Source organism: Desulforegulaceae bacterium, assembly GCA_034006035.1.
GTDB lineage: Bacteria > Desulfobacterota > Desulfobacteria > Desulfobacterales > JACKCP01 > JACKCP01.
On sequence record JAVETN010000001.1, the window covers coordinates 147,863 to 172,944 of the forward strand.

At 38.4% G+C, this 25,082-nt stretch carries 29 protein-coding genes and 5 tRNA genes; 31 read left to right on the top strand and 3 right to left on the bottom strand.

What is annotated here, in order from left to right; genetic code table 11:
* Positions 1–116: 116 nt before the first annotated feature.
* The 3 genes from RBR53_00630 to RBR53_00640 form a co-directional block, all read right to left on the bottom strand.
* The gene (locus RBR53_00630; protein MDY0131155.1) at positions 117–1,328 is read right to left on the bottom strand and encodes a peptidase U32 family protein; all 1,212 of its coding nucleotides are present in this window, start codon (positions 1,326–1,328) and stop codon (positions 117–119) included.
* A gap of 111 nt (positions 1,329–1,439) precedes the next feature.
* Positions 1,440–1,514 (bottom strand) — tRNA-Arg (locus RBR53_00635).
* Positions 1,515–1,603: 89 nt separating this feature from the next.
* Complete coding sequence (locus tag RBR53_00640) at positions 1,604–3,352, bottom strand: LysM peptidoglycan-binding domain-containing protein (GenBank protein MDY0131156.1); 1,749 nt, start codon at positions 3,350–3,352, stop codon at positions 1,604–1,606.
* Between the two features lie 404 nt (positions 3,353–3,756).
* Here RBR53_00640 and RBR53_00645 point away from each other — a divergent pair.
* From RBR53_00645 to RBR53_00795, 31 genes are all read left to right on the top strand, one after another.
* Positions 3,757–3,832, top strand: a tRNA-Thr gene (locus RBR53_00645).
* A 17-nt stretch (positions 3,833–3,849) separates the two neighbouring features.
* Positions 3,850–3,925, top strand: a tRNA-Gly gene (locus RBR53_00650).
* An 18-nt stretch (positions 3,926–3,943) separates the two neighbouring features.
* Positions 3,944–4,020 (top strand) — tRNA-Thr (locus RBR53_00655).
* A 51-nt stretch (positions 4,021–4,071) separates the two neighbouring features.
* Complete coding sequence (tuf, locus tag RBR53_00660) at positions 4,072–5,265, top strand: elongation factor Tu (GenBank protein ID MDY0131157.1); 1,194 nt, start codon at positions 4,072–4,074, stop codon at positions 5,263–5,265.
* A 19-nt stretch (positions 5,266–5,284) separates the two neighbouring features.
* Positions 5,285–5,434: a 50S ribosomal protein L33 gene (gene rpmG / locus RBR53_00665; protein MDY0131158.1), complete on the top strand. Its 150-nt coding sequence runs from the start codon at positions 5,285–5,287 to the stop codon at positions 5,432–5,434.
* 34 nt (positions 5,435–5,468) lie between these two features.
* Positions 5,469–5,544: transfer RNA gene (locus RBR53_00670), tRNA-Trp, on the top strand.
* 32 nt (positions 5,545–5,576) lie between these two features.
* Complete coding sequence (gene secE / locus RBR53_00675; GenBank protein ID MDY0131159.1) at positions 5,577–5,915, top strand: preprotein translocase subunit SecE; 339 nt, start codon at positions 5,577–5,579, stop codon at positions 5,913–5,915.
* An 18-nt stretch (positions 5,916–5,933) separates the two neighbouring features.
* Positions 5,934–6,467 carry a transcription termination/antitermination protein NusG gene (gene nusG / locus RBR53_00680; protein MDY0131160.1) on the top strand — a complete coding sequence of 178 codons (534 nt, stop codon included), beginning with the start codon at positions 5,934–5,936 and terminating at the stop codon, positions 6,465–6,467.
* A gap of 28 nt (positions 6,468–6,495) precedes the next feature.
* Positions 6,496–6,921 (top strand): 50S ribosomal protein L11, encoded by a 426-nt coding sequence (rplK, locus tag RBR53_00685; GenBank protein MDY0131161.1) that lies wholly within the window; start codon positions 6,496–6,498, stop codon positions 6,919–6,921.
* Positions 6,922–6,939: 18 nt separating this feature from the next.
* Positions 6,940–7,647 (top strand): 50S ribosomal protein L1, encoded by a 708-nt coding sequence (gene rplA / locus RBR53_00690; protein MDY0131162.1) that lies wholly within the window; start codon positions 6,940–6,942, stop codon positions 7,645–7,647.
* Positions 7,648–7,780: 133 nt separating this feature from the next.
* Positions 7,781–8,302, top strand: coding sequence for a 50S ribosomal protein L10 (gene rplJ / locus RBR53_00695; protein ID MDY0131163.1), 522 nt, complete (start codon positions 7,781–7,783; stop codon positions 8,300–8,302).
* Between the two features lie 40 nt (positions 8,303–8,342).
* Positions 8,343–8,726: a 50S ribosomal protein L7/L12 gene (rplL, locus tag RBR53_00700; GenBank protein ID MDY0131164.1), complete on the top strand. Its 384-nt coding sequence runs from the start codon at positions 8,343–8,345 to the stop codon at positions 8,724–8,726.
* A 272-nt stretch (positions 8,727–8,998) separates the two neighbouring features.
* Positions 8,999–13,099, top strand: coding sequence for a DNA-directed RNA polymerase subunit beta (rpoB, locus tag RBR53_00705; protein ID MDY0131165.1), 4,101 nt, complete (start codon positions 8,999–9,001; stop codon positions 13,097–13,099).
* Positions 13,100–13,111: 12 nt separating this feature from the next.
* On the top strand, positions 13,112–17,491 hold the full coding sequence (gene rpoC, locus RBR53_00710; GenBank protein ID MDY0131166.1) for a DNA-directed RNA polymerase subunit beta': 4,380 nt from the start codon (positions 13,112–13,114) through the stop codon (positions 17,489–17,491).
* Positions 17,492–17,668: 177 nt separating this feature from the next.
* Positions 17,669–18,040 (top strand): 30S ribosomal protein S12, encoded by a 372-nt coding sequence (gene rpsL, locus RBR53_00715; protein ID MDY0131167.1) that lies wholly within the window; start codon positions 17,669–17,671, stop codon positions 18,038–18,040.
* Between the two features lie 38 nt (positions 18,041–18,078).
* On the top strand, positions 18,079–18,549 hold the full coding sequence (gene rpsG, locus RBR53_00720; protein ID MDY0131168.1) for a 30S ribosomal protein S7: 471 nt from the start codon (positions 18,079–18,081) through the stop codon (positions 18,547–18,549).
* Between the two features lie 52 nt (positions 18,550–18,601).
* Positions 18,602–18,910 carry a 30S ribosomal protein S10 gene (gene rpsJ / locus RBR53_00725; protein MDY0131169.1) on the top strand — a complete coding sequence of 103 codons (309 nt, stop codon included), beginning with the start codon at positions 18,602–18,604 and terminating at the stop codon, positions 18,908–18,910.
* A gap of 16 nt (positions 18,911–18,926) precedes the next feature.
* Positions 18,927–19,550, top strand: coding sequence for a 50S ribosomal protein L3 (gene rplC / locus RBR53_00730; GenBank protein MDY0131170.1), 624 nt, complete (start codon positions 18,927–18,929; stop codon positions 19,548–19,550).
* A 38-nt stretch (positions 19,551–19,588) separates the two neighbouring features.
* Positions 19,589–20,209 (top strand): 50S ribosomal protein L4, encoded by a 621-nt coding sequence (gene rplD, locus RBR53_00735; GenBank protein ID MDY0131171.1) that lies wholly within the window; start codon positions 19,589–19,591, stop codon positions 20,207–20,209.
* Entirely contained in the window at positions 20,209–20,499 is a 291-nt protein-coding gene (gene rplW / locus RBR53_00740) for a 50S ribosomal protein L23 (protein MDY0131172.1), read from the top strand. The genes rplD and rplW overlap by 1 nt, the downstream gene beginning before the upstream one ends.
* Positions 20,500–20,508: 9 nt before the next feature.
* Complete coding sequence (rplB, locus tag RBR53_00745) at positions 20,509–21,336, top strand: 50S ribosomal protein L2 (GenBank protein ID MDY0131173.1); 828 nt, start codon at positions 20,509–20,511, stop codon at positions 21,334–21,336.
* A 13-nt stretch (positions 21,337–21,349) separates the two neighbouring features.
* Positions 21,350–21,628 carry a 30S ribosomal protein S19 gene (gene rpsS, locus RBR53_00750; protein MDY0131174.1) on the top strand — a complete coding sequence of 93 codons (279 nt, stop codon included), beginning with the start codon at positions 21,350–21,352 and terminating at the stop codon, positions 21,626–21,628.
* A gap of 20 nt (positions 21,629–21,648) precedes the next feature.
* Complete coding sequence (gene rplV, locus RBR53_00755; protein ID MDY0131175.1) at positions 21,649–21,984, top strand: 50S ribosomal protein L22; 336 nt, start codon at positions 21,649–21,651, stop codon at positions 21,982–21,984.
* A 12-nt stretch (positions 21,985–21,996) separates the two neighbouring features.
* A complete protein-coding gene (rpsC, locus tag RBR53_00760) occupies positions 21,997–22,659 on the top strand; it encodes a 30S ribosomal protein S3 (GenBank protein ID MDY0131176.1) in 663 nt (220 codons plus the stop codon).
* A gap of 15 nt (positions 22,660–22,674) precedes the next feature.
* Positions 22,675–23,088, top strand: a complete 414-nt coding sequence (gene rplP / locus RBR53_00765) for a 50S ribosomal protein L16 (protein MDY0131177.1) — start codon at positions 22,675–22,677, stop codon at positions 23,086–23,088.
* A gap of 2 nt (positions 23,089–23,090) precedes the next feature.
* Positions 23,091–23,282: a 50S ribosomal protein L29 gene (gene rpmC, locus RBR53_00770; protein ID MDY0131178.1), complete on the top strand. Its 192-nt coding sequence runs from the start codon at positions 23,091–23,093 to the stop codon at positions 23,280–23,282.
* Positions 23,283–23,293: 11 nt separating this feature from the next.
* The gene (gene rpsQ, locus RBR53_00775; GenBank protein ID MDY0131179.1) at positions 23,294–23,551 is read left to right on the top strand and encodes a 30S ribosomal protein S17; all 258 of its coding nucleotides are present in this window, start codon (positions 23,294–23,296) and stop codon (positions 23,549–23,551) included.
* Positions 23,552–23,579: 28 nt separating this feature from the next.
* A complete protein-coding gene (gene rplN, locus RBR53_00780) occupies positions 23,580–23,948 on the top strand; it encodes a 50S ribosomal protein L14 (GenBank protein ID MDY0131180.1) in 369 nt (122 codons plus the stop codon).
* A 19-nt stretch (positions 23,949–23,967) separates the two neighbouring features.
* Positions 23,968–24,291: a 50S ribosomal protein L24 gene (gene rplX, locus RBR53_00785; GenBank protein MDY0131181.1), complete on the top strand. Its 324-nt coding sequence runs from the start codon at positions 23,968–23,970 to the stop codon at positions 24,289–24,291.
* 32 nt (positions 24,292–24,323) lie between these two features.
* Positions 24,324–24,863 carry a 50S ribosomal protein L5 gene (gene rplE / locus RBR53_00790; GenBank protein ID MDY0131182.1) on the top strand — a complete coding sequence of 180 codons (540 nt, stop codon included), beginning with the start codon at positions 24,324–24,326 and terminating at the stop codon, positions 24,861–24,863.
* Positions 24,864–24,879: 16 nt separating this feature from the next.
* The gene (locus RBR53_00795; protein MDY0131183.1) at positions 24,880–25,065 is read left to right on the top strand and encodes a type Z 30S ribosomal protein S14; all 186 of its coding nucleotides are present in this window, start codon (positions 24,880–24,882) and stop codon (positions 25,063–25,065) included.
* Positions 25,066–25,082 lie beyond the last annotated feature (17 nt).

The window sequence follows — 25,082 nt, forward strand, 5'->3', positions numbered from 1 at the left end:
ATCATAAGAAATATTATCATAAACTTTGATATAGTATGGTCATAAATATAAACTTTCAACAATTTTATATGTTTTACTCTCTGATTTCAAGTAATTAATATTCTGGCTGAAAAGTCTTATTCTTTAAAAAGAATATCACCCTTGCTGAAGTTAGAATTGTCTATTTGAATCAAAAATGTTTCATTTGGCTTTGTTTTTTCAACAGAATTGAGATTTTGGTCTGTAATTTTTATTACAGTATAAGGTTTTGGGGCTTTATCAGGGGAAAGTATTTTTACTTGCTCTCCGGGTAAAATTCTGTTTTTTGCATCTACAATAAGCATTTTATCCTTTATTCCCGTTATTGTGCCCAGAAAGTTGTGAACATTGTCAGGTTTAATGTTTTCAATGTTTGCTGAGATTGAATCAGGGTCATCCAGGAAAAAACCTGTACAGTATTTTCTATTTGCTACGCTTGACAAAAGCTCTGTCCATGATGGCTTGACTGAGTATGTTTTTTTATGAAAATATAAATCAATTGCTTCTCTGTATGCTTTTACAACGGAACCCAGATAAAATGTCCCCTTCATTCTGCCTTCAATTTTAAGAGAGTCAGCTCCTGATTCAATTACTTTGTCAATATGTTCTATCATACAGAGATCTTTTGAATTAAATATATAAGAACCCCTATCATCTTCTAAAACAGGGTAATATTCCCCTGGTCTTAGTTCCTCTTTTAAATGATATTTCCATCTGCATGGGTGGGAACATCTGCCTTTATTTGCGGATCTTCCTGACATAAAACTGCTTAACAGACATCTGCCCGAATATGAAATACACATTGCACCGTGAACAAAGACTTCTGTTTCTATTTTGGTGTTTTGGTTAATAGTTTTTATTTGTTCAAGTGTAAGCTCTCTTGCCAGATTAACCCTTGAGACTCCGATTTTTTCCCAGAAATTTACTGACATATAGTTTGTTGTGTTTGCCTGGGTGCTTAAATGTATAGGTATTTCAGGTGAATACTCAATTGCCAGCTGGACAACTCCAGGGTCTGCAATTATTATGGCGTCAGGTTGTAGTTTTGAAAGAAAAATCAGATAGTTTGAAATAGCTTCAAGCTCGTTGTTTTCAGGGAAAGCATTACATGTTATATATGTTTTAACTTTGTGTTTCCTCGCAAATTTTATCCCTTCTTCCATTTCCTGATCTGTAAAGTTTCCTGCAAAGTTTCTCAGGGAAAAATTTTTTCCGCCCAGATAAACTGCATCTGCTCCAAAATGAATTGCTGTCTTAAGTTTTTCAAGGCTTCCTGCAGGGGCGAGTAGTTCTGGTTTTTTTATTTTCAATTTTTTATTCCCAGTTTTTAAACCATCAAGGAACTTATCCAAAGATTTTTTAAAAATTGTCAAAATTTAAAACTTAGATCTTGGGATGTTTTTTAGGCTTAATGGTAAGTTTGGTGCCCCCGGCAAGAATCGAACTTGCGCACAAGGATTAGGAATCCTATGCTCTATCCACTGAGCTACGGGGGCATTTAGATTAAAGGGTGATATTAGAAAACAATTCCTAAGTCAATATTAAATTTAGTCCCTAAATCGGCTTTTATATTTAAGTCTTTAATTTATTCCACATAAACTTCTTGACCAGGGAAAATAGTTGTGGAGCTGCTCATGTCATTGATATTTAAAAATCTTTTAAGAGACATATTGTGTTTAGAGGCTATTCTGAAAGGACTGTCACCGGACTTAACCTGATATTTTGTCAGTGATTTTATGTCTGTTTTTACTCTTAGCTTTTGTCCTATGGAAAGAAGGTTTGAGTTCAGGTTGTTGCTTTGTTTGATCGTATTTGCAGAAGTGTTGAATTTCCTTGCTATTGACCAAAGAGAGTCGCCTTTTTTAACAGTGTAATAGGTTGTCCCTGTTTTTGTTTTTAGGTTCTGTGGTTTTACATCAGTAGCAGAAAGATATGTTTTGCTTGGTATTTTAAGTAATTGTCCTGGAAGGATGTAATTGTTTTTTGAAAGCCGGTTTGTTAGCATTATTGATTTTACTGAAGTTTTATAAGTGTTGGCTATTTGTGAAAGAGTTTCTCCACGTCTTACTTTGTGCATGGCATATGATTTTTCAATCTTTTTTTCTGGTAGATCTTTAATGCTGGCTATGAGCATTTCTTTTTTCCCTGAAGGAATATTTACATTTGAGCCTTCGGGAGGAACTATGTCATATCTCAGTGCTGGATTAAGCTCTTGGAGTGTTTCAAAACTTTCACCTATGGCTTTTGAAATGTCTTTGAGATGAACTGATTTGTTAACAAATATTTTTTCTGTTTCATAGCTTTTATAGGGCTGAATATCATTGAAGCCGTATTTCTCAAGGTTTTTTACAATATGAAGTGTGGCAATAAATCTTGGAACATACCTTGCTGTTTCATATGGGAGCTGAAGGTAGAGATCCCAAAAATTATCAAGGTACATTAGGTTTTGTTTTTTTATTGTTCTCAAAACCCTTCCTTCACCGCAATTGTAGGCTGCAAGCACTGTTGACCAGTCTCCAAAAATTGAATGAAGCTCTTTAAGGTAGGCGATTGCCGCATCAGTTGATGATTCTGGATCAAGCCTTTCATCTATGTAAAGATTCCTTTTAAGTCCAAACTTATATCCTGTTGAAGGAATAAACTGCCAAAGGCCAAGTGCCCTTGCATGGGAGAGAGCTTTTTCTTTAAATCCGCTTTCAATAAGCGGGAGCCATGCAAGTTCTTCTGGAAGATCAGCCTCTTTAAGTTTTTCGAGGATCATGGGCATATATTTACCGGATCTTTTATAGGAATATATAAAGAACCTTCTTTCTTTGCCTGTAAATCTTTCAATCTCTTTTTCTATATGTGGGTTCATGGTTAGAGGTATTTCCTCAGCCATGCCTTTAGTGCCTTCAATTCTTGTGGAATATATTTCCATTATTCTTTTTGCAATAGTATATCTTAAGTCATCAAGTTGTTGGGTAATGTTTTCTTCTGAAGGTATTTCAGACAAAATTCTGTATGCCTGGTCAAGTGCTTTAAGTGCATTTTCCTGGTCATTTTTTTCTCTAAACTTTTGAGAAGCATCACAAAAATCAAGGGCTTCTTCAATGGATCGAGAATAAAAGTCGGAATCTTGCTCTAATGGAAGAGTTTCAGCAACAACCGGTTCTGTATTGATTGTATCAGCATCCTGATTTGTGAGGCTATCATTAGTATTATAATACTGGGATTGACTTTCGATTTCATTATAATTGATTGGAGGTTGAACTGGAGTAGGGTTGGAGTTTTGATTTATAGAGCATGAACTGATAATTAAGGCCGTAGATATTAGAATAATAATTTTTTTCATAATTAGGTCATCTTATAATTTAATTGTTAACTTGTGTCTAAATTGATTGTTTTATTGACAAAACTTATATTGCTAAGAACAAAGAGACGTTTTGTTTGATTTTCTAGTTTAGTGCTTTTGTTTGTAATTTTATCTAAACAGCAAAAAGAATGACTTGATAAAAATTCTTTTTTTGCCATTGGATTTAATGTAAAAGCTCTGATCTTAAGTAGCAGTGAAAAATCAAAAAAAGAATCTTTACTTTTTAAGTAAATAAAGATAATTATTCTCTGAGTCAAGTTTTATTGATAAAAACCTTTAAATTCAATGCTTTTTTGTGCATCTAAAAGGTTTTTAAAAAAAAATAAAAAAAGCTTGCTTTTCAGATGTGGATAGTGTTAAAAGGAGAAGTTATTTTTATGAAGGCCAACGTAGCTCAGCTGGCAGAGCTGCTGATTTGTAATCAGCCGGTCGGGGGTTCGAGTCCCTTCGTTGGCTCCATATTTTAAAGTTAATGAGCGGGAGTAGCTCAGTTGGCAGAGCGTCAGCCTTCCAAGCTGAATGTCGCGAGTTCGAACCTCGTCTCCCGCTCCATTGTTATTTGGTTGATAGGCCCATGTAGCTCAGTTGGTAGAGCGCTTCCTTGGTAAGGAAGAGGTTCACCGGTTCGACTCCGGTCATGGGCTCCATAATTAAATTTGAAAGAAAGTAAACAATAAGGTTTAGGAGGGTTAAAATAGATGGCTAAGGAAAAATTCGCACGTACTAAGCCTCATGTAAACGTTGGAACAATCGGTCATATTGACCATGGCAAAACAACTCTTACAGCAGCTATTACAAAGAATTGTGGACTAAAGGGTTGGGCTGATCCAATAGATTATGATAATATTGATAAGGCTCCTGAGGAAAGAGAAAGAGGGATTACAATTGCTACATCCCATGTTGAGTATGAATCTGAAAACCGTCATTATGCACATGTTGACTGCCCAGGTCATGCTGACTATATCAAAAACATGATCACAGGTGCTGCCCAGATGGACGGTGCTGTTCTTGTTGTAAGTGCTAACGACGGACCAATGCCCCAGACACGTGAGCATATTCTTCTTGCACGTCAGGTTGGTGTTCCCAGAATGGTTGTTTTCCTTAATAAGTGTGATATGGTTGATGATGAAGAACTAATTGAGCTGGTTGAAATGGAAATCCAGGAACTCCTCGAAGCATATGATTTCTCAGCAGATGATACTCCTATAATCAGAGGAAGTGCTCTAAATGCTCTTTCATCTGAAGATCCAGATGCTCCTGAGTCACAATGTATATGGGAGCTTTTAAAAGCACTTGATGAAACAATTCCAGAGCCAGAGCGTTTGGTTGATCTTCCTTTTCTTATGCCTGTTGAAGACGTTTTTTCAATTTCAGGTCGAGGTACTGTTGTGACCGGAAGAGTTGAAAGAGGTGTTGTTAAGCCGGGTGAAGAGATTGAAATTGTTGGTATCAAGCCTACTATAAAGACTATTTGTACCGGTGTTGAGATGTTTAGAAAAATTCTTGATGAAGGACTTGCTGGTGATAACGTTGGTCTTCTTCTTCGCGGAACAAAAAGAGAAGATGTTGAGCGTGGGCAGGTTTGTGCCAAGCCTGGTTCTATTACGCCCCATACAAAATTCAAGGCAGAAGTTTATATCCTTACAAAAGAAGAAGGTGGAAGACATACTCCTTTCTTTACAGGTTACAGACCTCAGTTTTTCTTCAGAACAACTGATGTGACAGGTATCCTTAACCTTCCTGAAGGTGTGGAAATGGTAATGCCTGGCGATAACGTAACTATAGACGCAGAACTTATTGCTCCGATAGCTATGGAAAAAGAGCTTAGATTCGCTGTTAGAGAAGGCGGTAGAACAGTTGGTGCAGGTGTTGTTGCGGATATAATCGAGTAGTCCTTGAAGGGGGAGTCCGATGAGAGTTATTATTACATTGGCATGTGATGAGTGCAAACAGAGAAACTATACCAATACAAAAAATAAGCGGACAACTCCAGATAAACTAGAGTTTCGCAAGTTCTGCAAGTTTTGCGGAAAGCATACATTGCATAAAGAAACTAAATAGAAGTTAAAGCTGTCTTTTTTGGCAGCTTTTATGCAGGCCAGTAGCTCTAACGGCAGAGCAACGGACTCCAAATCCGAAGGTTGGGGGTTCGAATCCCTCCTGGCCTGCCATTTTTTTGTTTATATGGAGCAGGTGTATATATATGGGGCGGTTGCATCAAAAAAAAAGCGATCAGGAAAAAAGAGAAAAACGAAAAAAACTTCAGGATGAGCAGGTTATCACTAAAAGTTCAAAAAAAGCTCAAGTTCCTGCAAAGACATCAAAGCAAGTAAGAGAAACTAAGAAAGACTCTTTTTTCCGTAAATCAATAGAGTTTGTAAAAGAGGCCAGAGGCGAGCTTAAGAGAGTTGTATGGCCAGGACGCAAACAAACAATAGCGTCAACAATAATGGTAATAGTTTTTGTTGCTATTGTATCTTCATTTCTTGGGCTGGCAGATTTTATTCTGTCCGGTCTTATGGCTCTTGTACTCCGGTCATAGATTTTAGGAGTTTATATTTTGACGGATTTTAAGTGGTATATCGTACATGTTTACTCGGGTTTTGAAAATCGTGTAAAACTTACTTTGGAAGAAAAAATTTCCATTTCTCCTTTGAAGGATAAATTTGGAGAAATTGTTGTTCCAACAGAAACAGTGGTTGAGCTTGTTCAGGGAAAAAAGAAAGAGTCCTCCAGAAAGTTTTATCCTGGTTATATCCTGATAAACATGCATCTTACCGATCCTACCTGGCATCTTGTAAACAGTGTGTCCAAGGTTACCGGCTTTCTAGGAAGCAGGAATAAACCAACACCTGTGAGTGATCGGGAAGTTGAGCAAATTTTAAAGCGAATGGAAGAGGGAAAAGAAAAGCCGCTTCCAAAATACTATTTTGAGTCTGGAGATGAAGTCAGAGTTATTGATGGTCCATTTACCAATTTTAACGGAACTGTTGAAGAAGTTAATCCCGAAAAGGGAAAAATTAAAGTTCTAGTTAGTATTTTCGGCCGTTCTACACCAGTTGAGCTTGATTTTGTTCAAGTTAAAAAATTATGATATTTTATAAATATTCGGGAGTTTAGTGATGGCGAAGAAAGTTATGGCGCAAATAAAGTTGCAGGTTCAGGCGGGGAAAGCTAATCCTTCTCCACCTATTGGCCCTGCACTTGGCCAGCATGGCGTAAATATAATGGATTTTTGCAAGGCATTCAATGCTAGAACTCAAGACGACGTCGGGATGATTATACCTGTTGTTATTACTGTGTACCAGGATAGAACTTTTACATTTATTACAAAGACTCCTCCTGCTGCTGTTCTTTTAAGAAAAAGCCTTAAGCTTGAAAAAGGTTCTTCTGAGCCGAACAAGACCAAAGTTGGTAAAATTAAGCGCTCACAGCTTGAAGAAATAGCTCAGGTTAAAATGAAGGATTTGAATGCACATGATCTTGAAGCTGCTGTGAAGATAATCGCAGGAACTGCAAGAAGCATGGGTGTTGAAGTTGTAAAATAAAATTTGAGGGATGGTAAAATGCCTAAGCGCGGAAAAAAATATTTGGAATCAATTAAAAAAGTTGATCCTGAAAAAATATATTCATTTGAGGAAGGGCTCAAGCTGGCCTTGGATTCAAGGTATGCAGGTTTTGACGAAACAGTTGATGTTGCATTGAGACTTGGTGTTGATCCAAGACACGCTGATCAGATGGTAAGAGGGTCAGTGGTTCTTCCAAATGGTACAGGAAAAGAAGTTAGAGTGCTTGTTTTTGCCAAGGGAGAAAAGGCAAAAGAAGCAGAAGAAGCCGGTGCCGATTATGTAGGAGCTGAAGATTTCGGTGAAAAAATTCAGGGCGGCTGGCTAGAATTTGATACAGCAATTGCAACTCCTGATATGATGGCAGTTGTTGGTAAGCTGGGTAAAGTACTTGGTCCAAGAGGTCTTATGCCCAACCCTAAAAGTGGAACTGTAACTATGGATGTTGCAAAGGCAGTTAGTGAAGCTAAAGCCGGTAAAATCGACTTTAGAGTAGAAAAAGCTGGAATTGTCCATACGATTGTTGGCAAGTCATCTTTTGGGTCTGAAAAACTTATGGAAAATCTTAAATCTTTGCTTGATACTGTTCAGAAACTTAAGCCTTCTTCAAGTAAAGGAGTTTATTTTAAAAGCATTGCTTTATCTACGACAATGGGTCCTGGTGTAAAGTTGGATCCTGCAGAAATAAAAGATTTGTTAAAAATATAATTAATTACTGTCAAAGACAGTAGGTACACTTTAATGTGTATAACGGCTTTGCCGGCCTACCGAGGCGGTTATCAAGTTTTGGCCTGGCTGGCACCTCTGTTGTTATTTTATTGAAAGGAGGTGTGAATACAAGATGAAAAGATCACAAAAAGAAATTGTTGCTAATGAGCTTCATGAATGTCTGAAAAAATCAGAAATATCAATTCTTGCTGATTATAAAGGAGTTGATGTAGAAGGTCTGAATTCTCTTAGAAGACAGCTTAGAGAAGCTAATTCAAGAATTCAGGTTGTTAAGAATACTTTGCTGAGAAGAGCAGCGGAAGGTACTCAAACAGCTGAACTCAAAGATTTTTTTACAGGTCCGAACTCTATCACCACTACGGAAAATGATCCAGTTTCCCCAGCAAAAATTCTTATCAAATTTGCAGAAGATAATAAAAAGTTTGAGCTTAAAGCTGCGGTTTTAGATGGAAAGCTTTTAGATCCTGAGCAGATTAAAACTTTGTCAAAACTTCCGTCAAAAGAAGTTCTTTTGTCACAGTTCTTGTCTGTGTTGAATGCTGTACCTACAGGACTAGTTACTGTTTTAACCGGTGTTCAAAGGAATTTTCTTAATGTTGTAACTGCAATTAAAGAAAAAAAAGAAAACGAATAATTTAATTAAAATATAATCAATTATTTAGGAGTTTATAGAAATGGCTGAAATTACAAAAGAAGATGTAATTGAATATCTTTCAAATTTAACAGTACTTGAACTATCTGAGCTAGTTAAGGATTTAGAAGAAAAATTTGGTGTATCTGCTGCAGCTCCAGTCGCAGCAATGCCTATGGGCGTTGTTGCTGATGCTGGTGCTGCTGTTGAAGAGCAAACTGAGTTTGACGTTATTCTTAAGGCTGCCGGTGATAAGAAAATCAACGTTATCAAAGAAGTTAGAAAAATCACAGGTCTTGGTCTTAAAGAAGCAAAAGCGCTTGTTGATGAAGCACCAAAACCGGTTAAAGAAGGGATTGCTAAAGAAGACGCTCAGAAAATCAAAGAAGAGCTTGAAGCAGTCGGAGCCGAAATCGAGCTTAAATAGCTTTGTTAGATATTGTATTTTATTGACGGAACTGGCTTTTGCAGGTCAGTTCCGTATTTTGTTATTGGAAATTGTAAATAACAAAATACCTTTCCAAGAATAAATTTAGTATTTGAGTTACAACCGTTTTCGAGTTTGTTAGAAATGTTTATTCATTATCAGGCTCTTATTTCTATTTCTTATTTTTAATATAAAAAACTTATAAAACGGTTTTGTTCAGCCATTAATAAAAGTCTGTATTTTATTAAATACCAAATCCATATGGAGTAGCCATGTCCGGAAATCCTGTATCAATTAAGCGTTTTAGAAAAACATTCGGAAGGAAGGAAAATGTGTATGATATTCCGGATCTTATTGGAATGCAAAGGGAATCATACGAACGTTTTCTTCAGATGAATCTTCCCCCAGAAAAAAGAGAAGAAAAAGGTATCCAGTCTGTTTTCAAGTCTGTTTTTCCTATTAGAGACTTTACAGGTACCGCTTCCCTTGAATTTGTTTCTTATGATTTTGGAGAAGTAAAGCATAGTGAGCAGGAATGTCTTCAGCGGGGGATGACTTACGAAATTTCTTTAAGAATTCGTGTCCGCCTGGTAGTTTACGATGTAGACAAGGAAAACGATACTTCAAGTATAAGGGATATAAAGGAACAGGAAATATATTTCGGTACTATTCCGCTGATGACAAAGAGGGGAACTTTTATTGTCAATGGAACAGAAAGAGCTGTTGTAAGCCAGCTTCACAGATCTTCAGGTGTGTTTTTTGATCATGATAAAGGTAAAACTCATTCAAGCGGAAAGATAATATATACAGCAAGAGTTATCCCTGTTCGCGGTTCATGGATTGATATGGAAATTGATCCAAAAGATATTCTTAACATAAGAATAGACAGGAGAAGAAAATTTCCTATTTCTGTTCTTTTCAAAGCTTTTGGTTATTCAGCAGAAGATTTGCTTTCTTATTTTTATAAAAATGAAAAAATTAGATTTAGAGACGGTGTATATATAAGGGATTTTGACGAAGCCAAGCTAAAAGGCAAGAGAGCTGGTTTTGACATAATTGATCCGGAAACTGGTGAGGTAGCTGTTAAGAAAGGTCGCCTTTTTACAAAGCGGGCATTAAGGCAGCTTTCGAAAAGTGGAATAAAAGAGCTTCCTACAGGCACTGAAGAAATTGTTCAAAAAGGACTGGCCAAATCTGTTGTAGATCCTAAAACAGAAGAGGTAATTGCAAATGCAGGTGATTTAATTGATGAAGAACTTTTGGAAAAATTTCAGGAAGCCGGGGTTGATTCTTTTGACTTGCTTTATGTTGATGCAGCATATAGTGCCGATTCCATAAGAAAAACAATTTCTGTTGATAAAGTTGAAACAAGAGATGAAGCTCTTGTGGAAATATATAGAATTCTTCGTCCTGGAAATCCTCCAACTCCTGAGGTTGCCCAGGATTTTATAGATCACCTTTTTTTTAGCGGTTCATATTATGATCTTTCCGGTGTCGGAAGAATGAAGCTAAATCACAGACTTAGAATAAACACAGACATCGGCCTTAGGACTTTGAGAAAAGAAGATATTCTTCTTACTGCAAAGACTCTTGTTGAATTAAGAGATACCCAGGGGCCGGTAGACGACATTGATCATTTAGGTAATAGAAGGGTCAGGGCGGTTGGTGAACTTCTTGAAAATCAGTACAGAATCGGTCTTGTAAGAATGGAGAGGGCAATCAAGGAAAGAATGAGCATGCAGGAAATCGATGCTCTTATGCCCCATGATCTAATAAATTCAAAACCTGTTTCAGCTGTTGTAAGGGAGTTTTTTGGAACAAGTCAGCTTTCACAATTTATGGATCAGACAAACCCGCTTTCTGAAACTACTCACAAAAGAAGGCTTTCAGCTCTAGGACCAGGCGGTCTTACAAGAGAAAGGGCAGGCTTTGAAGTTAGGGACGTTCATCCGTCCCATTATGGAAGAATTTGTCCCATTGAAACTCCTGAAGGGCCAAACATTGGACTAATTGTTTCTCTTTGTACTTTTGCCAAAGTAAATGACTTTGGTTTTATTGAAACTCCTTTTCGAATTGTAAAAGATACAAAAGTAACAAAAGAAATTAAGCATTTGAGTGCTTTTGAAGAAAAAGAAATCCCAATAGCTCAGGCTAACGCACGAATAGGAGAAGACGGTCATTTCATAGATCCTATAATAAATTCAAGGGTAGCCGGTGATGTTGAGCAGGTACCAAAAGAAGAAGTTGAGCTCATGGATATTTCACCAAACCAGATAGTAAGTGTATCTGCATCTCTTATCCCTTTTCTTGAAAGTGATGACGCAAACCGTGCTCTTATGGGTTCAAATATGCAGCGTCAGGCTGTACCGCTTATAAAAAGCGAAGCTCCTCTTGTGGGAACCGGTGTTGAGGGTGTTGTAGCAAGGGACTCCGGGGTCACTGTTGTAGCAGAACATGATGGGGAGGTTGTTGATGTAGATTCTTCAAGAATTGTAGTTAAGCACGATTTTGATGAAACAGGAAAAGTACCGGGCTGTACTATTTATAGTTTGTCCAAATTTAATCGTACAAACCAGAATACCTGCTTTAACCACAAGGTTATAGTTCAAAAGAATGAAAAAGTTAAAAAAGGCCAGATAATTGCTGATGGTCCTTCAACTGAAAGAGGGGAACTTGGCCTAGGAAAGAATGTTACCATAGCTTTTATGCCATGGGGAGGGTATAATTTTGAGGACTCAATCCTTGTAAGTGAAAGTCTTGTAAAAGACGGGACATTTACCTCAGTTCATATTGAAGAATTTGAAGTTGTTGCAAGGGATACTAAGCTTGGCAAGGAAGAAATTACAAGGGACATTCCAAACGTAGGGGAAGAAGCCCTCAAAAATCTTGATGAAAGTGGAATTATAAAGCTTGGTTCTCCAGTTGTTTCAGGTGATATTCTTGTTGGAAAGGTAACTCCAAAAGGTGAAACCCAGCTTTCACCGGAAGAAAAGCTTTTAAGGGCAATTTTTGGAGAAAAAGCCGGAGATGTAAAAGATACTTCACTTAAGATTCCTCCTGGGGTTGAAGGGGTTGTTATTGATGCCAAGGTTTTTTCAAGAAGAGGAGTTGACAAGGATCAGCGCACAAGGAAAATTGAAGATAAAGAAATAGCAGTTCTTGAGAAAAACAGGGATGATAAAATAAGTGTAATCGAGGTTGCAGCCAAGGAAAGGCTGATAGAGATTACCCAAAACCTTGAGGCAGGTGCCAACCTTGTCAAGAATAAAAATACCTTAATAAAAAAGGGTGAGCCAGTCTCTTCTGACTTTATTAATAAATTCAGCCTTGAAGAACTTGAAGGGATAATTGTTTCAGACGATGAAGCAACCGAAAGAATTGATTCTTTAATTGAGCTTGCAAAAAACGAAATTGTTTTAGCAAAAAAAGAGTTTGATGATCAGGTAAGTCATTTTGAAAAAGGAGACGATCTTCCTCCTGGTGTGATAAAAATGATCAAGGTTTATGTTGCCATGAAAAGAGTCTTATCAGTTGGTGACAAAATGGCTGGTCGACATGGGAACAAAGGTGTTGTTTCAAGGATTTTGCCCATTGAGGATCTTCCTTTTTTCAAAGATGGAACTCCTGTAGACATGGTTTTAAACCCCCTTGGTGTTCCTTCCCGAATGAACGTAGGGCAGATTTTGGAAATTCATCTTGGCCGTGCGGCAAGGGCCCTTGGTTATCAAATTGAAGAAATGCTTGAAATGAAAAGAGCTGATCTTTTAAGGGAAAAACTTGAAAGAATTTTTAGTGATAACCCAATAGAATTGGAAAAAATCAACCAAGCTGACGAGGAAGATATTTTTGATTTCGGCAAGGAGTTTAAAAATGGTGTCCATGTTGCGACTCCGGTTTTTGATGGTGCCTTGGAGCCGGAAATCAACTCCCTTCTCAAAGAAGGCGGTGCTTCTCCTCTTGGACAGGAGATCTTGTATGACGGAAGGACAGGGCTTCCCTTTGAAGGAGCTGTAACTGTCGGGACCATGTATATGCTTAAACTTCACCATCTGGTAGATGACAAGCTCCATGCAAGGTCAATCGGGCCTTATTCACTTGTTACTCAGCAGCCTCTTGGGGGTAAAGCTCAATTCGGGGGGCAAAGACTTGGAGAGATGGAAGTATGGGCAATGGAAGCATATGGAGCTGCCTATGCACTTCAGGAGTTTCTTACAGTCAAGTCAGACGACATGGCCGGTAGAACAAGAATGTATGAAAAAATAGTAAAAGGCCAGAATATGCTTGAACCCGGGCTTCCTGAATCTTTCAAGGTTCTGATTAAAGAACTTCAAAGCCTTGGACTTGATATGAGCCTGATTGAAAGTGACAACTAAGGAGGGTTAATAGTGGACTCAATATATGATTTTTTTGCCAAACCCACTGATCCAAAGCGTTATGAAGGTGTAAAGATTGCACTTGCATCTCCAGAAACAATAAGAGAATGGTCTAACGGCGAAATAACAAAACCTGAAACAATAAACTACAGAACATTCAAACCTGAAAGGGACGGCCTTTTTTGTGCCAAGATTTTTGGTCCTACAAAGGACTATGAATGTAACTGTGGAAAATATAAGAGAATGAAACACCGCGGAGTTGTTTGCGAAAAATGTGGTGTCGAGGTGATTCAGTCCAAGGTAAGAAGAGACAGAATGGCTCATATTGAGCTGGTAACTTCGGTTTCTCACATATGGTTTCTTAAAAGTTTACCCAGTAAAATAGGGAACCTTCTTGATATTACTTTGAAAAATCTTGAAAAAGTATTGTATTTTGACTGTTTTGTTGTCTTGGATCCTAAGGATACAGGAATGAAAAAGATGCAGCTTCTTTCAGATGAAAAATATCAGGAAGCCCTTGATCTTTATGGAGACAATTCTTTTGAGGCTGGAATTGGTGCAGAATCAGTAAAGAAATTGCTTGAAGAAATCAATCTTGAAGAAATTTATTCTGATTTAAAAGAAGAGGTTAAGCTGACCAAATCAGTTGCAAAAAAACAAAAGATTGCAAAAAGAATGAAGATTGTTGATGCTTTCAGAAGCTCAGGAGTGAATCCAGCCTGGATGATAATGGATGTTGTTCCTGTTCTTCCTCCTGATTTAAGACCTCTTGTTCCTCTTGAAGGCGGACGTTTTGCAACCTCAGATTTAAATGATCTCTACAGAAGAGTGATTAACAGAAACAACAGGCTTAAGCGTCTTGTGGAGCTTAATGCTCCTGATATTATAGTTAGAAATGAAAAAAGAATGCTTCAGGAAGCTGTTGATGTTCTTTTTGACAATGGAAGACACGGAAGGGTGGTAACCGGTTCAAATAAAAGACCTTTAAAGTCTCTTTCGGATACCTTAAAAGGAAAGCAGGGTCGGTTTCGTCAAAACCTTCTTGGAAAGCGTGTTGATTATTCAGGGCGTACAGTTATTGTTGTGGGACCTCAGCTCAGACTTCATCAATGCGGGCTTCCCAAAAAAATGGCCCTGGAACTTTTCAAACCTTTTATTTACCACCACCTTGAGCAAAAAGGCATAGTTTCAACTGTTAAGAGTGCTAAAAAAATGGTTGAAAAGGAAACTCCGGAAGTATGGGATACCCTTGAAGAGGTGGTTAATGAATACCCTGTAATGCTTAACAGAGCTCCAACTCTTCATAGACTTGGTATTCAGGCTTTTGAGCCGGTTCTTATCGAAGGAAAAGCCATAAGGCTGCATCCTCTTGTTTGTACAGCATTTAACGCAGACTTTGACGGCGATCAAATGGCAGTTCATCTTCCGCTTTCTATAGAGTCTCATATTGAAGCAAGGGTGTTGATGCTTTCCAGTAACAATATTTTGTCTCCGGCAAACGGTTCTCCTATAATTGTTCCAACCCAGGACATTGTTCTTGGTCTTTATTATCTTACTCAAAGCATTCCTGGTGATAAAGGTGAAGGCACCTTGTTTTCATCTCCTGATGAAGTAAGAATTGCTTTTGATTCAGGAAAGGTTGGAATGCATGCTTCAATAAAAGTAAGAATGAGGAATGGTGAAAAATACGATACAACTGTGGGAAGAATTCTTTTGTGGGAAGTGATTCCTGACAATAGCGTATTTTCATTTAATCACATCCAAACTGCTTCTGAAGATAAAGCTTTGCAGGCTGTGGAAAAAATTAAGAATGGTGAAATATCTTTTCTTGAATCAGCAGATAAGATTTCAGAAGGCCCCTTAAAAAAGGAAGGCCACTTTCTAGGAAAATTTTCATTAAAGGATTTTGAAAATCAATTTTCTTTTAAAGGTTCGGAAGCCATAGAAATTTTTATAAAAGATGCAGGGCAGATAGCAGGACCTTATTTTGACGGTGATAATTATCATCTTTTTGAAGTAAAAGATCGGGAAGACGGAGTTCCTTTTGAATTAGTCAATACCCAAATGAATAAAAAAACAATAAGGGAGTTAATTGACTATACCTATAGATACACCGGAACCAAAAACACTGTAATTCTGGCCGACCGACTTAAAGATCTTGGGTACGAAATGGGCACAATTGGAGGCCTTTCAATTTCAATTAATGATATGATTATCCCTGAAAGTAAATGGGATATTATAAAATCTTCTGAAGACAAAGTAGGCGAAATAAACAGGCAGTATACAGAAGGTCTTATTACCCAGGGTGAAAAGTACAACAAGGTAGTAGATATCTGGGCAAAAACAACAGATGATATTGCTGAAGCAATGATGAAATATATGGATAAACCTCCTGTAATAGATCCAGATTCTGATGATCCTGATTCAGGAAGGATGAATGCTATTTTCATGATGGCCGATTCCGGAGCAAGAGGCAGTAAAGATCAGATGAGGCAGCTTGCAGGAATGAGAGGGCTTATGGCCAAACCTTCGGGTGAAATTATTGAAACTCCTATTACAGCAAACTTTAGGGAAGGCCTTTCAGTTCTTCAGTATTTTACTTCCACCCATGGTGCAAGAAAAGGTCTTGCAGATACAGCTCTTAAAACTGCCAACTCAGGTTACCTTACAAGAAGGCTTGCTGATGTAGCCCAGGATTGCATGGTCACAGAAGATGACTGTAAGACAATGCTTGGTATTGAAGTTGAGCCGCTTACTGAGGGTGGTGAAGTGATTCAGGAGCTTGGAGAAAGAATTCTTGGAAGAGTTACCTCAGAAGATGTTCTGGATCCTTTTACTGATGAAGTTATTGTACCTGCTGGTATTGAGCTAAATGAGCTTGATGTTAAAGAAATTGATAAAGCAGGAGTTAAGAAAATAAAAATTCGCTCTGTACTTACATGCCAGGCAGATGACGGAGTTTGTGCTTCGTGTTACGGAAGGGATCTTGCACTTGGAAAAACGATTGAAGTGGGTGAAGCTGTTGGTATTCTGGCTGCTCAGTCAATTGGTGAACCTGGAACCCAGCTTACAATGAGAACCTTCCATATAGGTGGTACAGCAAGCCAAAGAATAGAACAGGCTGATATTAAAGCGAAAACTGAAGGTGTGATTAAATTCGAAGGTATCAGTGTTGTAGAAAATGCTGAAAACGAATATGTGGTAATGAACAGAAGGGGTGGTGAGTTCGCCATCATGGGAGAGAGCGGACGAGAGCTTGAAAGATGCAGGGTAATTTACGGAGCTCTTCTTTTGATAAAAGACGGGCAGAAAGTTATGCCTGGTGATGTAATGGCTGTCTGGGATCCTTTTACCACTCCAATTATTACTGAGGTTTCCGGTACAATAAAGTATGAAGATATTATCCCCGGTAAAACAGTTACAGAGCAGATTGACCCTGTTACAGGTAAGGCAAGCCGAACTATTTCTGAGCATAAAACAACCGAATTTCGCCCAAGGATAACCTTGAAAGATTCCAGCGGAAAAGGAGTAAGGCTTCCCGATGGAAATGATTATGCAAGATATGCTTTACCGGTCGGTGCGGTTTTATTGACAGAAGAAAACGATGAAGTCCGTTCAGGGGATGTTATTGCAAAGCTTCCAAGGGCAACGACAAAAACAAAGGACATCACTGGCGGTCTTCCAAGGGTTGCTGAACTTTTTGAAATCAGAAAGCCAAAGGATGTTGCAGTTCTGTCAGAAATTGACGGATATGTTACAATTTCAAGGGGAACCAAGGGTAAGCATAAAATTATAGTAACTCCTGTAGATGTGGGTGATAAAAAAGAATATCTTGTTACAAGAAGCAAGCAGCTTAATGTTTATGAGGGTGATTATATAAGAGCAGGAGAGCCTCTTTGCGGAGGAGATGTAAATCCCCAGGATATATTAAACATCAAGGGTGAAATAGAACTTGCAAAATATTTGTTAAATGAAGTTCAGGAAGTCTATAGACTCCAGGGTGTTAAAATTAACGACAAACACATAGAAGTAATTGTGCGTCAGATGATGAGAATGATAAAAGTAGTTGATCCTGGTGATACAGACTTTATTTTAGATGAGCAGGTTGAAAGAAAGGCTTTTGAAAAAGCTAACTCAATGGCTGTTGCAAGAGGTGAAATGCCTGCCCAGGGCGACCCCCTTATTCTTGGAATAACCAAAGCATCGCTTTCCACAGAAAGTTTTATTTCTGCGGCATCATTTCAGGAAACCACAAGAGTTCTTACTGAAGCAAGCATTGCAGGAAAAGTTGACTCTTTGAAAGGGCTGAAGGAAAACGTAATCATGGGTAGACTTATTCCTGCGGGTACCGGAAGGAAAGAATACTGGGGTATTAACGTTAAAGCTGTATAAACTTGTTGAAAATTAAATCATCTTTCCAATAAGTTTTAAATATAGTATGTAAACACGTTTTTAAGGGGCGGTTTGTTTTTAGATTTGTTTAATAATACAAATAAAACTTGACCCCTTAGAGCTGTTAATTTATATATAAATGATTTTGTCATGATTTTTAAAGGAGGATAGTGCTAAATGCCAACTATTAACCAATTAGTCAGAAAGGGTAGGAGTCGTTCAGCTAATAAAAATAGCTCTCCGGCTTTGAAAGGCGGGCCTCAGAAAAGAGGAGTTTGTACCCGTGTTTTTACATCTACCCCGAAAAAGCCCAACTCTGCTCTAAGAAAAGTAGCAAGAGTAAGGCTAACAACAGGAATAGAAGTTGCAGCCTATATCCCTGGTATAGGACACAATCTTCAGGAGCATTCCGTTGTGCTTGTAAGAGGAGGTCGTATTAAGGACCTTCCCGGTGTACGTTATCATATTGTCCGAGGTGCTCTTGATACTTTAGGGGTCGAGGATCGTAAGCAGGGAAGATCCAAGTATGGTGCAAAAAGACCTAAATAAATTTTTAAGGTTAAATTATTAAGGAAAAGAGATTTAGAATGCCGAGAAGAAGAGAAATTCCTAAACGCAAAATTAAACCAGATTCAAAATATGGCAATGAGCTAATTTCCCGGTTTATTAACAAGATTATGTATGACGGGAAAAAAAGTGTTGCAGAAAAAGTAGTTTATTCGGCGTTGGATCTTGTTGGAGAAAAATCAGGAGAACCAGCAGTTGAGGTTTTTAAGAAGGCAATGGACAATGTAAGGCCCATGGTTGAAGTTAAAGCACGTAGGGTCGGTGGTTCAACCTATCAGGTTCCTTCTGAGATAAGGTCTGTCAGACAGACAGCCCTTGCCATTAATTGGCTTATTAAATATTCGAGATCAAGATCTGAAAAAAGTATGCCAAAAAAACTGGCAGCTGAGTTTTTAGATGCAGCCAATAATAGAGGTGCGTCTGTAAAGAAAAAAGAAGATACCCACAAGATGGCTGAAGCTAATAAGGCTTTTGCACATTATCGTTGGTAGGATAATGAGATTTGTTAATGCCGGTAAGCTAATCGGAAAAGCGAGAGATTAAATTATGGAAACCAAGATTAGAATAAGATTGCGGGCTTATGATCACAAACTGTTGGATCAGTCGGCACTGGATATTGTAGACACGGCCAGAAAAACAGGGGCCCAGGTTGTCGGACCGATTCCGTTGCCAACAAAAATTAATAAGTTTTGTGTTTTAAGATCTCCCCACGTAAATAAGAAGTCAAGGGAGCAGTTTGAAATCAGAACCCACAAGAGGCTTTTGGATATTCTGGAGCCAACACAGCAGACAGTAGATGCTCTTATGAAGCTTGATTTGTCTCCTGGCGTAGATGTGGAAATTAAACTTTAGTTCGGGGATTTTAGGTATGTGTAAAGGATTGATAGGTAAAAAGCTTGGGATGATAAGTATTTATACCCCCGAGGGAGTTCAGGTGCCTGTTACAGTTGTACAAGCCGGCCCTTGTGTGGTCACTCAGGTTAAGACAAATGAGACGGACAATTACAATGCACTACAGCTTGGTTTTAATGAAAAAACTAAGAATGTGACCAAGCCTTTGAAAGGTCACTTTGAAAAAAGTGGCGGGAAATGTTTTTATAAGATTAATGAATTTCCAGTGGAAAATCCTGGAGAATATGAAGCTGGTCAGGAAGTTCGCCTTGATATTTTTGAAGTTGGCGAAAAAGTATCTGTATCTGGCATATCTAAGGGACGTGGTTTTGGAGGCACAGTAAAGAGGCATGGTTTTTCAAGAGGTCCTGTTACTCATGGCTCAAGAAACGTTAGAAAGCCAGGTTCTGCTGGTACCAGTGCTACTCCAGGAAGAGTAGTCAAGGGTAAGAAAATGCCAGGTCAGCACGGTAACAAGAGAGTTTCTGTCCAAAAAATACAGATAGTAGATATTCTTCCTGAAGAAAACATTGTCTTTTTGAAGGGTTCGGTTCCGGGCTGTACAAATGGGTACTTGGAAATTAAAAAGGCGCAATATTAAGCTGTAGGCCGTATTGTAAATGATGAAATGAGGAAAAAATGGCAGCTTTTGAAGTTTTAAACCAAAAGGGCGAAAAAGTATCTGATGTCACTCTTTCAGATGAGATTTTTGATCTCGAAGTAAGAGGCGATATTCTTAATACAGTCGTTCGTATGCAGCTTGCTGCAAAAAGAGCAGGGACTGCCTCGGCCAAAGGCAGATCAGAAGTAAGAGGAAGTACAGCTAAGCTGTACAGGCAGAAAGGAACAGGCCGGGCAAGAAGAGGTGATATAAAGTCTCCATTGCTTAGAGGTGGTGGTGTGGCTTTTGGACCAAAGCCTAAGTCTTATGAATTCAGTGTTCCTAAAAAAGTTAAAAAAACCGCTAAGAAAATGGCCTTAAGTGCTAAAAGTCAGAGTAATAATCTGAAAATATTAAACACAATAGAGCTTGAAGACATTAAAACAAAGAAATTTATAGAAATACTAGAAGCCCTTAAGGTGAAAAGTGCACTTATAATAGTTAGTGATATGGATGACAAAGTGATCCTTTCAGCAAGAAATATTCCGTCAGTGAAGATTCTTCATGTTGATGGTCTTAATGTTTATGATGTTTTAAAATATAAGGATCTTATTTTGCTTGAGTCATCAGTTAAGGAAATTGAAGGGAGGCTATTGTAATGAAAACCTCTTATGACATTATTCTTGGACCGGTAAATACTGAAAAATCAAATCTTCAAAACGAATTGCTTAATCAGGTTACATTTGAAGTTGACCCCCGTGCCAACAGAATTGAAATAAAAAAGGCTGTGGAAGACATTTTCAAAGTTAAGGTCGAAGGCGTTAGAACAGCGATTGTAAAAGGCAAAAAAAAGCGTCGTGGTCTCATTGTTGGCCAGAGAAGAAATTGGAAGAAAGCTATGGTTCAATTGAGACACGGGGATAAAATTGAATTTTTTGAAGGCGTGTAGAGGGTATAAATGGCTATAAAAAGAGTAAAACCAACGTCTGCAGGACGAAGAGGGCAGGTATCCAGTACTTTTGAAGAAATTACCAAAACAAAGCCTGAAAGAAGTCTTGTTACATCCCTTAACAGAAGCGGAGGAAGAAATTCCTACGGTAGAACAACTGTGAGGCACAGAGGCGGCGGTCATAAAAGACTTTATAGAAAAATAGATTTTAAAAGAGACAAGGTAGATGTACCTGCAAAGGTTGCATCGATTGAGTATGACCCCAATAGAACATCCAGAATAGCACTTCTTCATTATGTTGACGGAGAAAAAAGATATATTATAGCTCCCCAGGATCTAAAAGTTGGAGATATTGTTGAATCTGGAGATAATGTTGATATTAAACCGGGTAATACTCTTCCACTAAAAAACATTCCCCTTGGTACCCATCTGCATAATGTAGAATTAAGACAGGGTCAGGGAGGTCAGTTGGTAAGAAGTGCGGGTGTTTTTGCCCAACTTTTGGCAAAAGAAGATAAATATGCCCTGGTAAAAATGCCTTCTGGTGAAGTTAGAATGATACTGCAGGAGTGCAGGGCGACAGTCGGTCAGATTGGAAATAAGGAACATGCCAACATCGTCATAGGTAAAGCTGGAAGAAACAGATGGAAAGGTCATCGTCCCAGTGTAAGGGGTGTTGCAATGAACCCTATTGATCATCCTATGGGTGGTGGTGAAGGGCGTTCTTCCGGTGGTAGGCATCCATGTACTCCATGGGGTAAGCCGACCAAGGGATATAGGACAAGAAATAATAAATCCAGTGATCGTTATATTGTTAAGAGAAGAACAAGAAATTAAGGGGTAGACAGTTATGCCACGCTCATTGAAGAAAGGTCCCTTTGTAGACAACAGTCTTTTTAAAAAAATACTGACTGCACAGGAGACTCAGAATAAAAAAGTTATTAAGACCTGGTCAAGAAGGTCTACCATACTTCCGGAAATGGTTGGATTGACCCTTGCTGTTCATAATGGCAAAAAGTTCATCCCAGTTTTTATTACTGAAAACATGGTTGGCCATAAGTTAGGCGAATTTTCGCCTACCCGGACATATTATGGTCATGCGGCAGATAGGAAGTCAAAGGCTAAGTAATAGGAAAAAGGGTGGCGAAAATGGAAGTTAAAGCAATCGCAAGATATAAAAGAATTTCACCTCAAAAGGTGCGTCTTGTTTTAGGCCGAGTTAAGGGAAAGCCTATTGATTTCGGTTTGAATAGTTTAAGTTTTATGCCGCAGAAAGCTGCGGGGATATTGGAGAAGCTGGTTCGTTCTGCTGCTGCAAATGCAGAGCAGAAAGGATTGGATATAGATGAGCTCTATATTAAGAATATTTACGTTGATCAGGGCCCCGCTCTCAAAAGGTTCCGTCCAAGAGCTAGAGGTCGTGCAACCAGGATTCTGAAAAAAACCAGTCACATAACTGTCGTTTTGGCAGAAAAGGCTGTATAAGGAGGAGGAGTTTTGGGTCAGAAAGTTAATCCGATAAGCCTACGACTTGGAATTACCCAAACATGGGACTCCAGGTGGTTTGCTACTAAAAAAGAGTATGGACAGCGACTTCAGGAAGATTTTAAGGTTAGGAAATATCTTAAAAAAAGGTTGTTCCATGCGGGGATCTCAAAGATTGAAATTGAAAGATCTTCAAAAAGGATCAAGATAAGAATTTTTACTTCCCGCCCCGGTATTGTTATAGGGAAGAAAGGTTCTGAAATAGCACTTATTAAGAAAGAAGTTACTAAGCTTATATCCAAGCAAGAGATTGTGATTGATATTCAGGAGATAAGAAAGCCAGAGCTTGATGCACAGCTTATTTCAGAGAATGTAGCATCTCAGCTGGAAAAAAGAGTGGCCTTTAGAAGAGCTATGAAAAGAAGTGTTACCAGTGCCATGAGACTTGGTGCAGGTGGAGTTAAGATAATCTGTTCAGGTCGACTGGGTGGTGCTGAAATGGCAAGAACTGAGTGGTACAAGGAAGGAAGGGTTCCTCTTCACACTCTAAGAGCAGATATTGATTACGGTGTTACCAGGGCTCAGACAACCTATGGTGCAATCGGAATCAAAGTATTCCTTTTCAAGGGTGAAGTTCTTAAAAAGGATAAAAACCTAGTTGAAGTGGAAAAATAGGAGTTATTTTTAACCATGCTTAGTCCAAAGAGATTTAAATTCAGAAAGCAGCACAGAGGTCGTACAACTGGGCAGTCCACCAGAGGTTCTTCCCTGAATTTTGGTGAGTTCGGACTTCAGGCTGCTGAACCCGGTTATATTTCAGCCAGGCAGATTGAAGCTGCCAGGATTGCAATAAACCGTTATATAAAAAGAGGCGGAAAGATGTGGATCAGGATTTTCCCTGATATTCCCATAACAAAAAAGCCTGCAGAGGTCAGGATGGGTAAGGGTAAAGGTCCTACCGAAGCCTGGGTAGCAAGAATTAAACCCGGCAGAATCATGTATGAGCTTGAAGGAGTAGATAAAGAGCAGGCTATGGAAGCATTCAGACTTGCATCTAATAAGCTTTCTCTTAAAACCAAGTTTGTAGAAAGAGGCGATTGGTAATGATTAAAGCTGCGGAATTAAGAGAAAAAAGTGTTGAAGAACTCGTTAAGCAGGCAAAGGAACTCAAGCAGGAATTTTTTAATCTAAGATTTCAGCATCGTACAGGACGTTTAGAAAATACGGCTGCAATCCCAAAGGTTAAGAAAAACATTGCAAGAGTATTTACTGTGCTCAATGAACTAAAAAATAAGTAGAGTGAAAAAACATGAGTGAAAGAGGAATGAAAAGACAATTATCAGGTTATGTCGTCTCTGATAAAATGGATAAGTCGGTAACTGTAAAAGTTCAAAGAGTTGTAAGGCATCCATTATATAAAAAGTATATTAGACGCCATAAAAAGTATATGGCACATGACGAGAATAATGAATGTCAGGTCGGAGACCGTGTTCTAATTCTCGAGTCACGCCCTTTAAGTAAAAATAAAAGATGGCGTGTAAGCAGAATTATGGAAAAAGCTGTTTAATTTTTGTCAATCATAAAAGGTATTTAAAATGATTCAGCAAGAAACACGACTGGTAGTCGCAGATAACTCAGGTGCTAAAGAAGTGTTGTGCATTAAAGTTTTAGGCGGTTCCAGGAAAAGATACGCCAGAGTAGGCGATATAATTAAAGTTACGGTAAAGGTTGCAATACCGGGCAGCAAACTTAAGAAAGGTGATGTTGTCGAAGCGGTTGTTGTAAGAACTAAAAAACAGCTTCAGCGTCCCGACGGTTCAAGTGTTCGTTTTGACGATAATGCTGCTGTTTTAATTAACCCCAACAAAGAGCCGATGGGGACAAGGATTTTTGGTCCTATAGCAAGAGAACTCAGGGCCAAACGATTTATGAAAATAATTTCGCTTGCACCTGAAGTGCTTTAAGAGGAAAAAGGAAGATCCCATGCAAGTTAAAACAGGTCTTAAAAAAGATGATAAGGTAAAAGTAGTTGCCGGTAAGGATAAGGGCAAAATTGGGAAAATATTAAAGGTTGACCGTAAGGAAAACCGGGTAATAGTGGAGAATATTAATAAGGTGAAACGCCACGTCAAACCAAATATGCAAAACAGACAAGGCGGGATCATCGAAAAAGAAGCTCTGATCCATTCCTCAAATGTTATGATCCTTTGTTCTCAGTGCATGAAGCCGTCACGTATAGGTTTTAAAGTTTTAGAAGACGGTAAGAAAGTTCGCATCTGCAGCAAATGTAAGGAAGTAATGAGTTAGGATAAGGAAAAGGGGCATCCCGGAGGATTTTAATGGTGGATATGAGAAGTTTTTACAAATCGGAAGTTGTTCCACAGCTTATTGAGGTTTTTGGTTACAAGAACTTAATGGAAGTACCAAAAGTTGAAAAAGTTGTCCTTAACATGGGTGTGGGTGAAGCAGTTTCCAATAATAAGTTAATTGATTCAGCCGTAGAAGAGCTTACATTAATATCCGGCCAAAAACCGGTTGTTACAAAAGCTAAAAAGTCTATCGCGGCTTTTAAGTTGAGACAGGGAATGCCTATAGGATGCATGGTGACTTTAAGAAAAGAAAGAATGTATGATTTTCTTACCCGTCTGGTTAATATTGCTCTGCCTCGTGTAAAAGATTTTAAAGGTGTTTCGGGCAGGTCCTTTGACGGTGCAGGGAACTATACATTAGGCATCAGGGAGCAAATTATTTTTCCTGAAATAGTATATGATAAGATAGATAAGATAAAAGGTCTTAATATCTCTATAGTAACTACGGCTAAAACCGACAATGAAGCTAAAGAACTTTTAAAACAGCTCGGTATGCCGTTCAGAAATTAATTAAGGAGGAGAGGTTTTGGCAAGAAAAGCTTTAATAGAAAAGGCAAATAAAAAGCCAAAATATAATGTTCGTGCATATAACAGATGTCCTCTATGTGGTCGTTCGAGAGCTTTTATAAGATATTTTGGAGTGTGCAGAATTTGTTTTAGAGATCTTGCAGCAAACGGCAAGTTGCCGGGTGTTACTAAGTCAAGTTGGTAATATAAAATTAAAAGTAC

Coding starts and splice junctions, on each gene's coding strand:
- rplE (MDY0131182.1), top strand. CDS start 24,324: ATGGTGGATATGAGAAGTTTTTACAAATCGGAAGTTGTTCCACAGCTT.
- rplJ (MDY0131163.1), top strand. CDS start 7,781: ATGAAAAGATCACAAAAAGAAATTGTTGCTAATGAGCTTCATGAATGT.
- rplW (MDY0131172.1), top strand. CDS start 20,209: ATGAAAACCTCTTATGACATTATTCTTGGACCGGTAAATACTGAAAAA.
- RBR53_00640 (MDY0131156.1), bottom strand. CDS start 3,352: ATGAAAAAAATTATTATTCTAATATCTACGGCCTTAATTATCAGTTCA.
- rpoB (MDY0131165.1), top strand. CDS start 8,999: ATGTCCGGAAATCCTGTATCAATTAAGCGTTTTAGAAAAACATTCGGA.
- rplA (MDY0131162.1), top strand. CDS start 6,940: ATGCCTAAGCGCGGAAAAAAATATTTGGAATCAATTAAAAAAGTTGAT.
- rplN (MDY0131180.1), top strand. CDS start 23,580: ATGATTCAGCAAGAAACACGACTGGTAGTCGCAGATAACTCAGGTGCT.
- secE (MDY0131159.1), top strand. CDS start 5,577: ATGGGGCGGTTGCATCAAAAAAAAAGCGATCAGGAAAAAAGAGAAAAA.
- rpsQ (MDY0131179.1), top strand. CDS start 23,294: ATGAGTGAAAGAGGAATGAAAAGACAATTATCAGGTTATGTCGTCTCT.
- rplC (MDY0131170.1), top strand. CDS start 18,927: ATGTGTAAAGGATTGATAGGTAAAAAGCTTGGGATGATAAGTATTTAT.
- rplX (MDY0131181.1), top strand. CDS start 23,968: ATGCAAGTTAAAACAGGTCTTAAAAAAGATGATAAGGTAAAAGTAGTT.
- rplL (MDY0131164.1), top strand. CDS start 8,343: ATGGCTGAAATTACAAAAGAAGATGTAATTGAATATCTTTCAAATTTA.
- rplK (MDY0131161.1), top strand. CDS start 6,496: ATGGCGAAGAAAGTTATGGCGCAAATAAAGTTGCAGGTTCAGGCGGGG.
- tuf (MDY0131157.1), top strand. CDS start 4,072: ATGGCTAAGGAAAAATTCGCACGTACTAAGCCTCATGTAAACGTTGGA.
- rpsS (MDY0131174.1), top strand. CDS start 21,350: ATGCCACGCTCATTGAAGAAAGGTCCCTTTGTAGACAACAGTCTTTTT.
- rplP (MDY0131177.1), top strand. CDS start 22,675: ATGCTTAGTCCAAAGAGATTTAAATTCAGAAAGCAGCACAGAGGTCGT.
- rplV (MDY0131175.1), top strand. CDS start 21,649: ATGGAAGTTAAAGCAATCGCAAGATATAAAAGAATTTCACCTCAAAAG.
- rpsL (MDY0131167.1), top strand. CDS start 17,669: ATGCCAACTATTAACCAATTAGTCAGAAAGGGTAGGAGTCGTTCAGCT.
- rplD (MDY0131171.1), top strand. CDS start 19,589: ATGGCAGCTTTTGAAGTTTTAAACCAAAAGGGCGAAAAAGTATCTGAT.
- rpmG (MDY0131158.1), top strand. CDS start 5,285: ATGAGAGTTATTATTACATTGGCATGTGATGAGTGCAAACAGAGAAAC.
- rplB (MDY0131173.1), top strand. CDS start 20,509: ATGGCTATAAAAAGAGTAAAACCAACGTCTGCAGGACGAAGAGGGCAG.
- rpsG (MDY0131168.1), top strand. CDS start 18,079: ATGCCGAGAAGAAGAGAAATTCCTAAACGCAAAATTAAACCAGATTCA.